This is a genomic window from Coleofasciculus sp. C1-SOL-03 (assembly GCF_040220555.1).
Taxonomy (GTDB): domain Bacteria; phylum Cyanobacteriota; class Cyanobacteriia; order Cyanobacteriales; family Coleofasciculaceae; genus Coleofasciculus.
Genome location: NZ_JAVJUO010000139.1, coordinates 1 through 9,135, shown reverse-complemented (window position 1 = coordinate 9,135; position 9,135 = coordinate 1). Strand labels below are relative to the sequence as shown.

General features: G+C 46.1%; 7 protein-coding genes. 1 reads left to right on the top strand and 6 read right to left on the bottom strand.

Translation table 11 applies throughout. The features are described 5' to 3' along the window. The first annotated feature begins 772 nt into the window (after positions 1 to 772). A complete protein-coding gene (locus RIE73_RS21915) occupies positions 773 to 1,813 on the top strand; it encodes an aromatic ring-hydroxylating dioxygenase subunit alpha (protein ID WP_446403205.1) in 1,041 nt (346 codons plus the stop codon). A gap of 128 nt (positions 1,814 to 1,941) precedes the next feature. Here RIE73_RS21915 and RIE73_RS21910 read toward each other — a convergent pair whose 3' ends face one another. From RIE73_RS21910 to RIE73_RS21885, 6 genes are all read right to left on the bottom strand, one after another. Beyond that, entirely contained in the window at positions 1,942 to 3,036 is a 1,095-nt protein-coding gene (locus tag RIE73_RS21910; protein WP_446403204.1) for a hypothetical protein, read from the bottom strand. 15 nt (positions 3,037 to 3,051) lie between these two features. Beyond that, positions 3,052 to 4,539 carry a DNA methyltransferase gene (locus RIE73_RS21905; protein ID WP_446403203.1) on the bottom strand — a complete coding sequence of 496 codons (1,488 nt, stop codon included), beginning with the start codon at positions 4,537 to 4,539 and terminating at the stop codon, positions 3,052 to 3,054. A 308-nt stretch (positions 4,540 to 4,847) separates the two neighbouring features. Beyond that, a complete protein-coding gene (locus RIE73_RS21900; RefSeq protein ID WP_446403202.1) occupies positions 4,848 to 6,092 on the bottom strand; it encodes an ATP-binding protein in 1,245 nt (414 codons plus the stop codon). 371 nt (positions 6,093 to 6,463) lie between these two features. Further along, on the bottom strand, positions 6,464 to 6,922 hold the full coding sequence (locus RIE73_RS21895) for a sensor histidine kinase (RefSeq protein ID WP_446403201.1): 459 nt from the start codon (positions 6,920 to 6,922) through the stop codon (positions 6,464 to 6,466). Positions 6,923 to 7,041: 119 nt separating this feature from the next. Then, positions 7,042 to 8,307 carry an RNA-guided endonuclease InsQ/TnpB family protein gene (locus tag RIE73_RS21890; protein WP_446403200.1) on the bottom strand — a complete coding sequence of 422 codons (1,266 nt, stop codon included), beginning with the start codon at positions 8,305 to 8,307 and terminating at the stop codon, positions 7,042 to 7,044. Between the two features lie 132 nt (positions 8,308 to 8,439). After that, positions 8,440 to 8,679: a hypothetical protein gene (locus RIE73_RS21885; protein ID WP_446403199.1), complete on the bottom strand. Its 240-nt coding sequence runs from the start codon at positions 8,677 to 8,679 to the stop codon at positions 8,440 to 8,442. Between the last annotated feature and the right edge of the window lie 456 nt (positions 8,680 to 9,135).

Here is a 9,135-nt window from a genome sequence, read left to right as displayed (position 1 = left end):
GTGGCGTGGCACACCTTATTTGATGAATTAGAATGGAACCCCGAAACCGTAGGGGCGCAAAGACTTGCGCCCGATTCAATGATAAAATCTATTCCACAATTTTAGTTGTGTCAAGGTAGTGGCGTGGCACACCTTATTTGGTGGATTAGAATTGTAGGGGCGCATGGCATGCGCCCGATTTCACCGCCAAATCTATCCCACAATTTTAGCTGTGTCAAGGTAGTGGCGTGGCACAGCTAAAATGGTGAAATGGTAAATTAGCTGAACGTTCCGTTAGTGGTGAGATAGGGCGGGTTTTGCTGTTCCGTTAGTGGTGAGATAGGGCGGGTTTTGCTGTTCCGTTAGTGGTGAGATAGGGCGGGTTTTGCTGTTCGGTTAGTGGTGAGATAGGGCGGGTTTTGCTGTTCGGTTAGTGGTGAGGTAGGGCGGGTTTTGCTGTTCCGTTAGTGGTGAGATAGGGCGGGTTTTGCTGTTCGGTTAGTGGTGAGGTAGGGCGGGTTTTGCTGTTCGGTTAGTGGTGAGGTAGGGCGGGTTTTGCTGTTCCGTTAGTGGTGAGATAGCTGAGTTGAATTCCTAAACCCGCCCCTACAATTCCTAAACCCGCCCCTACAATTCCTAAACCTGCCCCTACAATGGATAAACCCGCCCCTACAATGGATAAATCCGCCCCTACAATGGATAAATCCGCCCCTACAATGGATAAATCCGCCCCTACAATTCCTAAACCTGCCCCTACAATTAAATTATAACTACAATTGAATTGTGACTTAGTATGACCAATTTAGATATTCGCCAACTTGGAATTAATCTCAATCATTGGTATGTTGTCGCCCGTAGCGATGAGGTGAAATCTAAACCTATCGGCGTCACCCTTTGGCATCAAAATATTGTTATTTTTCGCGATAGTACGGGTGAAATTCATGCCTTAGAAAACCGTTGTCCCCATCGCCAGGTGCAATTGAGTCATGGTCAAGTTAAGGGAGATTTGTTAGAATGCGCCTATCACGGATGGCAGTTTAAGACAACGGGAAATTGTGTTTTTGTTCCCTATTTAGCCGAAAATCAAAAATTGCCGAATTGTGCAATTCGGGCTTATCCGGTGCGGGAAAAAGATGGGTTTATTTGGCTGTTTCCAGGGGAGGGGGATAGGAACATTCGACAACCGATGGGACTCCCGGAGTGGGAGGATCTGAATTATATTGCTACGGTTTCTCGGATTGACTGTAATGCCCATTATTCGTTTTTAATTGAGAATTTGATGGATATGTATCATGGGCATTTGCATCAGGATTTACAAGCGTGGGCTGATCCGGTTTTGGTGGATATCCATGAGGATGACTATCGGGTAAATGCTCATTATCAGGCGAAGAGTTATTATAAGATTGATAAGATTTGGTCAATTTCTCAGTTGTTTTTTCCGGCGCTGCGGCGTTTGCATCCGGAACCGTTGGATGTGAGTTATGTTTATCCCCATTGGGTGTCGAGTTTGGGGGAGGATTTTAGGATTTATTGTTTATTATGTCCGGTGAATTTAAGGGAGACTCGCGCCTATTTGGTTCATTTTACGTCGCTGAATGCGTTTTGGCGGTTGCATAAGTTACCGGTTTGGTTTCGGCGGTGGATTAAGGATAGTTTGTTTGGTTCGGCGCAGGGGTTGTTGGATGGGTTGGTGCGTCAGGATGTGCAGATGATTGAGGAGGAACAGTTGGCGTATTTGGCGCATCCGCAAGGGAGGGGGTATGAGTTGAATCGGGCGTTGGTGAGTGTGCAACGGTTGATGGGTAAGCAGGGGGATTTGTCGGGGCGGGTTTAGGGATTGAATTGGGAATTTTGCTGATACTGTTTGTGGCAAAACCCGCCCTTTGTTAAGGTTGAATGTATGTTTTACGTTGGTATGTTCGCTGTTACGTTGATGGGCTAAAGCCCAAACTACGAACGATGTTATCCTGGTGGTTTAGTAATGATTATTGCGTCTGATATTACTGTGTAGTTTTTTCCTTCCCAGGTGAAGTTTAAGGTTCGTCCGGGAGATGAAGAGATTTTATCTAAGTAAGCTGTTATTCTAGCGTCGAGAAGCGGTTTGGCGCGTTTCAATTTCCAGGATTGAAAGAAGTCTGAGGGGTCAATGAGAACTAAGAATAAGCGATTCGAGGCGTCAAATCGACGGATACCTTGATTTTCGTACAGCCATTTGATTAGATTATTGGGGTTTGTCTTTGCTTGTTGAATCAGTTTTTGCCGAAAATTCGTGAGTTCAGAGAGTAAGGTTTGGGTGTCTTCGGCGGGATGATCACTGGCTTTTTTCCATAAGTCTGAGAGTAATTGACTGTCAGGAAGATTAGGGCTAAATGTGACTTGATGCTGACGCGCCCATTGTTTCAATCGTGTAAGTTCTGGACGCTTGTTTTCTGAACGACGGTATTGTTTGATGTATCCTTCAGGAAAATAAGTAACTTTCAGGTCAAAAGGAACATTATTTATAAAAAAGTCTATTTTTTTGATTAAGCCTACCGCAGGTAATACTTGAGCATGATCACGGAAAATGTCTTCAATTATTATTGATGTCCAATGGTTGTACCATGAACATAAAACGTAACCTCGCATACTATGGTGAAGCTCATTCTCAATACTGTTTGAGAGTTGGTCATAGTTATGGATTTTCTTAACGTAGTTGTCTATAATTGTTCTTTCCAGGCTATTTTGATGCAAACCACCCCAGTCAAAAGTTTCTAGACGATAGAGTTGATTGACGAGTTCTGGCTCTTGTTGACGACGTGTTTCTCGCTCTGAGGCGTAAATTTGTTGGATGGTGGAATTAATGATGGTGTCATTAATCGAGGTGGTATTAAAGGCTTCTTTTAATAAATCTCGTGCTGAGTTGGATTGGGGGGTTAAAGCGGCGAATGCGAATAATTGGTATAAGTGTTCACGGCGCGATAATGAACGTAGTTTAAGAAAACGTAGCCCGTCATTGGTTTGGGATAATTCTCTGATGCGATTGTCTCGAAACCAGGCTTGTGCTGTCTCAAAGTCCATCGAGTTAATGTTTGGCTAATGGGGAAAAGTATCTGACCAACCGCGAATGCTTTTCAATCGCGAAATTTTGTTTAAATCAGCGTTAGGGTTGCCGAAAACTAGGGCAACATCATGCTTAAGACTCCCTTTTCGGTTGTCTTGGACGACGGAACGGGCTGAATAGTTACAGGGGAATTGTCCGAGGTAGTTTAGGTTTGATGATGGTTGTGAGGTGTCTATGAGTTGTTTGATAAATGCCCAGTGTTTCTGTTGTCTGGCATTATAAAGTAAGACGAGGAAGCCGTCGTCTCGTAGGATGGCGGAACAGTCGGTTAAGAAGGCGCTCATGGTTTGATTGTAGAGGGTGGCAGTTTTGGCGCGTTCTTTGGCGTTTGAGATGACGATTTCTGAGTCAAAGTTGGGTTCAATTCCTAAGATGCTATTCCACAGTTCACTGAGTTCTAGGTAGGGAATGCGATCGCTGTGTGGGGGATCGGTTATAATTAGGTTGATTGATTGCTTGGGCAGGTGCTTGAGTTCCTGTTGACAAGGGGCGCAGATGATGCTACATTTTGCGTTGTTTTGGTAGAATTGATCGAGGGTTTCACTGATAGTAGTACCTTGCAAGGGATCACCGTTTTTGATCGCGTTTAAGAGTTTGGTAACGCGCCGCTCGAAACAGTTCCAAACGTTTACTTCAAAGTGTAATGGGGGTCGCCAGTAGCCAATTACCCAACTCCCGACTTCTGTTTTTTTTGAGGGATTCCCGTTGGTTTTGCCTCTGCCTGTAACGGCGAATACCATCTTGGTCATTTGTCCAGAGGCTGCGGTTAGGCATAGCTTCATGGCGGGTTGGGCGGCTTGGGGAAGTTGGTTAATTTGGTTGATGATTAAGTCGAGGTTATGTTGGGCGCGACCTGTGATGAGGTCGGATAGGGTGAGTTGGGGGGTGGCGTTTATGCGGCTGTTGGCGAAGAATTTAGGGGGACGAATGGTTCTGCTTTTGTAGGTTGAAAAGGTTTGGATGAGTTGAATGTCTTCGGGTGTGGGGGGGAGTACCAACCGGGTGGTGCTGCGATTACCGGATAACCAAATTTGGTGTAATTGGTTGTTTTGCCAAAGATAGTGGGAGGCGATTCTTCCATCGTTGAGTTGATAGGTTTGGTTGATTTGGGGTTTGAGGGTTTTTTCTAGGGATAGGAAGGCTTCGCGGATGAGGGGGTAATCGGGTGGGGAGATGAGGAGTTTGGTGAGTTCGGTGGCGATGGGGTTGATGTCTATTCCGATGAAACGACGTTTCCGCAGTCGGGATTCGCGGGCGGCTATGCCGGAACCGACGAAGGGGTCTAGGATGATATCGTTTTCTTGGGTGAGTTGTTGGATGGCTAGGGCGAGGGGTTCGTGGGGTTTTTTGCCCCAGTATTTGTGTAGTCTGTACCAGCCTGAATATCCTGTGGGATGAGTGATGGTTTGGGGGGATGGTTGGGGATTGTTGGCAAGTTCTAGGGTTAGTTGTTTGTACACTCGGTTTGTTTGGTTTGATCGGGTTTTGGGGTGGGGGAGGTTTGATTATTTTACAGGATAGTTTGCTTGGTTTGGCGATGATAGGCTAAAGCCCAAACTACGAACGACGAACGACGAACGACGAACGACGAATGGGGGTTGGGTTGGTTACGTTTGATTTATGCTTGATGGTAATCTGCTTGGTTTGGCTTTGATAGGCTAAAGCCCAAACTACGAACGACGAACGACGAATGGGGGTTGGGTGGGGGAGGTTTGATTATTTTACAGGATAGTTTGCTTGGTTTTGCGTTGATAGGCTAAAGCCCAAACTACAAACCTAAGGGTAGGGTGACGATGAAGGTGGTGCCGATGCCGACTTCACTCTCGACTCTGATGGTTCCGCTGTGGAGGTCTATGGCTTTTTTGACGATGGATAAGCCGAGTCCGGTTCCGGGTAGGTTGCTGACGTTTCTCGCTCGGTGGAAGGCGTCAAAGAGTCGGGGGATGTCTTCTCTTGGTATGCCGATTCCTTGATCTTGGATCTGAAAGCATACTGTATGATCTGGGTAGCTTAGGGTTAGGGTTATGGTGCTGTTGGGCTGGGAGTAGTTGATGGCGTTGGATAAGAGGTTGCCGAGTATTTGATAGAGGAGTTTCTCGTCGAGGCAAACGCTGTGGTGGGTTCCGGGGGTGTTGAGTTGTAGGGTTTTGCTGCTACCGGCGATGACTTGATAGTCTTCGATGATGGTTTCGCAGAATTGTTCTAAGTCGAGTAAGGTGGGGTTGAGTTCGAGTTTGTCGGCGCTGGCTTTGCTGAAGACGAGAACGTCATCGAGTATTTTGGTAATTCGGCGCACGGCTTTATCGGTTCGTTGCAATAATTGATTGCATTTTTCTTCGCTTAAGTTGTCGTGAGAACGGGCGAGGAGTTGCGCCGAGACGTAAATCATGTTTAGGGGGGTGCGGAATTCGTGGGAGACGGTTTGGATGAAGCGGGATTTGAGTTCGCTGAATTCTTTTTCGGCTTCTAGTTGTTGGCGTAGGCTTTCGACTTGATGGCGATAGGTCATGTCTCGAATTAACCAGCGCAATCCCACGATTTCAGATTGGGGGTTGAGGATGGCAGAAACAGAAATGTCTGCTGGGAAGGGTTCAATCTGGCGCGGTTGCATGGATAGTTCCCAGTCTCGGTAGAGTAGGGTGGTGGGAAAGTCGGGGGAGGAGATGTGGGTGAGTCGGTTGAGTTGGCTGCGAAAGGTGGGTCTGCTCGCCTTGGTGACAAATGCGGTGAGGGGTTTGCCGATGAGACGCTGTTTGTCTATATTTAACAGGGTGGCGGCGGCTTGGTTGGCGTCTTGGATTACCCCGGATGCGGTGGTGATTAGATAGCCGTCGGGGGCGAATTCAAAGAGTTCTTGATATTTTCGGCGTTCCTCTTCTGTGGCTTGATGCGCTGCGGAGAGTTCTTCATTCCGTTCGTGGATTTCTTCGACGGCGACTTGGAGTTCTTCGAGGGTGGCTGAGAGTTCGGTAACGGTTTCGGCTAGCTTAATTGAACATTGTTCGGCTGACATGCTAACCTCAGGTTGTGCCTGGGCTAAGCGTTCTTTGGCGTTTTGAATATGATCGTTAATTGCTTCGGTTAAGCTGTCGGAGGATATATTTAGTTTTTTTTTGCGGATTGGTTATTATTCATGGTTATCTAGGCAGAGGGAATAGGGAACAGGGAACAGGGAACAGGGAACAGGGAACAGGGAACAGGGAACAGGGAATTTTGGGGGCGACAGGTTGATGATTTGGTTAAATAAGTATGAGTTAGAGTTAAAATAAGAGGTCTATACAGCCTGTTCTGCGTTTGATTATATTAGTTTTTAGCATCAGATTCTTCTGACTAGAGGACGATTAAGTTTTTTTGATGATTTCACACACAATAGTTGTATCACCTTTAGTCGGGACACGACTTGTCGTGTCCCGACTCGAATTTTTTTGCGTTTAGGAGTGGTAAGTTGATGGTAAATGTCGTACCTACGTCAATCTCACTTTGGACATAAATTGTGCCTTGATGCAAATCGACGGCTTTTTTGACGATCGCGAGTCCTAGTCCAGTCCCGTTTATTGTACCTGTATTCTGGGCGCGATGGAAGGGTTCAAACAGATGAATTTGGTCATTGGCGGGAATGCCGATGCCGCGATCGCGCACTAAAAGTATAGCTTGATTTTCCTCACCATTGAGTTCTAAGTCCACGGGATCACCCTTGGGTGAGTATTTCAGCGCGTTGGTGAGTAAGTTACTCAGCATTTGCCGCAGCAGTTTGGGGTCAAAATTGCCGCAAATGTCATCCTCGTTACACTTAAACCGAATTCTCTGTTGATTGGCGGCTTCTAAGTGCAATTCATCGACCAAATTATGGCAAAATTCGCTTAAATCGACAAGAGTAGGATTAAATTCTAGTTTTTCAACGTCGGCTTTGCTGTGACATCCTCCTACACCAAATCAAAGATTATGGTGTAGGCTTCCTCAAATCACTTTGAAGATTTCCTGGTTACTCCCTTTCGGGGTTGCGCCACTTGCCTAGATTGGTTTTGGTTTTCACCAACCCCCGGTAGATCGGCTGCACAGGCAGTTTCCTTTCCCACAAGTCCTGCGGTACTAATTAACTCTATCCCTCGGTTTCTGATGACCTGACCGCTGGCAACATCCCTATCAGTTTTGTAGCCGCAGTGAGGGCAATTATGTATCCGAACACTCAGGTCTTTTTGGACTTCACCCTTACATTCAGGACACTCCTGAGAAGTACCTCTGGCATTTACAACACCAAAAAACTTTCCACGCTTCCAACACACATATTGGGTAATGGTACGAAATTGACCAAAACCGCCATCCAACATCTGTTTGCCAAGGAACCCTTTGGCGGTGATACGGTAATCAAGGTCTTCCATGAAAACCATATCACCAGCATCACAAAGGGCGTGAGCTTGCTTAAAGTGAAAATCTTTCCTGGTGTTATCAATGTGGTGGTGAAGTCGAGCTACCTTAAGACGCTGTTTTTCGTAGTTCTTTGACGACTTTGTTTTCCTAGATAACCTGCGTTGTAGCAATTTCAGCTTACTTTGCATAGTATTAAAAAACTTAGGCGGCTTGACAACAACGCCATCGCTGGTAGCCAAAAACTTCTCTAGTCCCACATCTACCCCAATTGGGTGTCCATGGGGTTTTGGGTCGGGGACGCTGACATTACATTGGATGTTGATACATGCATACCATTTATCGGCTTTCCTTGTAATTCGCACTTGCTTAACCGTAAAGCCAGATGGAATAGGGCGGTGCAGGTTGATTGGGACTGTCCCCAGTTTTGGCAGTTTGATATGAAGGTTCGTTACTGGATTCTCCTTAAACTGAGGGAACAGTAACGACTTAAACTGTCCGACCTTTTTAAACCTAGGAAAGCCAAACCCACGAGATTTAAAGTAGTCCCAGCCTTTATGCAATTGCTTTATCACTTGCTGAAGGACTTGAGAGGGAACTTCTTTTAACCTGGGGAATTCCTTTTTAGCTTTTGGTAAATTGTTAAGCTGTTGTATCTCACCGGGAAATGGGACATCTACTGGAATGATGTACTCTTTTTCCCAAGAGCATCTATCAATCAAACATTTGCGACTATTGCACCAATCTTTTATCTCCCCCAGTGCATAGTTGTAGGCACGGCGACAAGTTTCCATCCACTCAAACAATTGCTGTTCTTGAGCGGTATCTGGGTAGATTCGGTAACGATAGTTAAATGTAAGCATACCCCTATTATACTGTGTTTACCAGCTAACTGTGTAACTTTAAATGTTAATTTAAGGGGTATTGAACCCCTTAAATTAACCTGGGGGAGTGAAGGCATCCCAACGCTTGCGTCAAAGATTATGGCGTGGGTATTATAGCTCCCCCAGACCCCCACAAGAAGATAACTCTCGGTAATGCTGGAGTTCGATTTGACTGGCATTATTTGTGGTGGCTGACTCCTGCTGTTGCTGCTCGAGTTCCTCTAATGTGATCGAAAATTCCTCTAGAAGCGTTGACAGAATTTCGGGTTGATCCACCGCTTGATTGATCCGGTTGAACAAGGATTCTAGGCGTTGGTGGGAGAGTTGAATCGGTTTGTTTAGGTTGGTCATGGATTGGGTAAGTGCTGGTTTACACTTATCTTATCTCGCTTCATTTAATATTCAATCGATCCCCCCAAACCCCCCTTCAAAAGGGGGGCTTAAGGAGCCTTCAAAAGGGGGGCTTAAGGAGGTTGGTGGAAATAACCTCAACCTGACAAAGTTATGTTAAACCCTTACTGTTCCCTGTGACACACCGAGCGAAGTCGAGGTGTTCCCTGTTACACACCGAGCGAAGCCGAGGTGTTCCCTAATCTCAACCGTTAACTTTAATTATCCCCACCTACTTACTGTTCCCCCCTTATTAAGGGGGGCTAGGGGGGATCTCCTTACAGGTGTAGGTTTTTTATTTTATGGTTGGGACAAGACAAGGAGGGCAAGGGGGACAAGAGGACAAGGGAGGAAAACCGTACAGAATCTTGTTCGGTCAAGCTAACTTCTAAAAGCCGAAACGCCCTATTTTTCGTT

Excerpts from the sequence above, each read along its gene's own strand:
- RIE73_RS21910 (WP_446403204.1), bottom strand. The coding sequence starts at position 3,036 with ATGGACTTTGAGACAGCACAAGCCTGGTTTCGAGACAATCGCATCAGA.
- RIE73_RS21915 (WP_446403205.1), top strand. The coding sequence starts at position 773 with ATGACCAATTTAGATATTCGCCAACTTGGAATTAATCTCAATCATTGG.
- RIE73_RS21900 (WP_446403202.1), bottom strand. The coding sequence starts at position 6,092 with ATGTCAGCCGAACAATGTTCAATTAAGCTAGCCGAAACCGTTACCGAA.
- RIE73_RS21890 (WP_446403200.1), bottom strand. The coding sequence starts at position 8,307 with ATGCTTACATTTAACTATCGTTACCGAATCTACCCAGATACCGCTCAA.
- RIE73_RS21885 (WP_446403199.1), bottom strand. The coding sequence starts at position 8,679 with ATGACCAACCTAAACAAACCGATTCAACTCTCCCACCAACGCCTAGAA.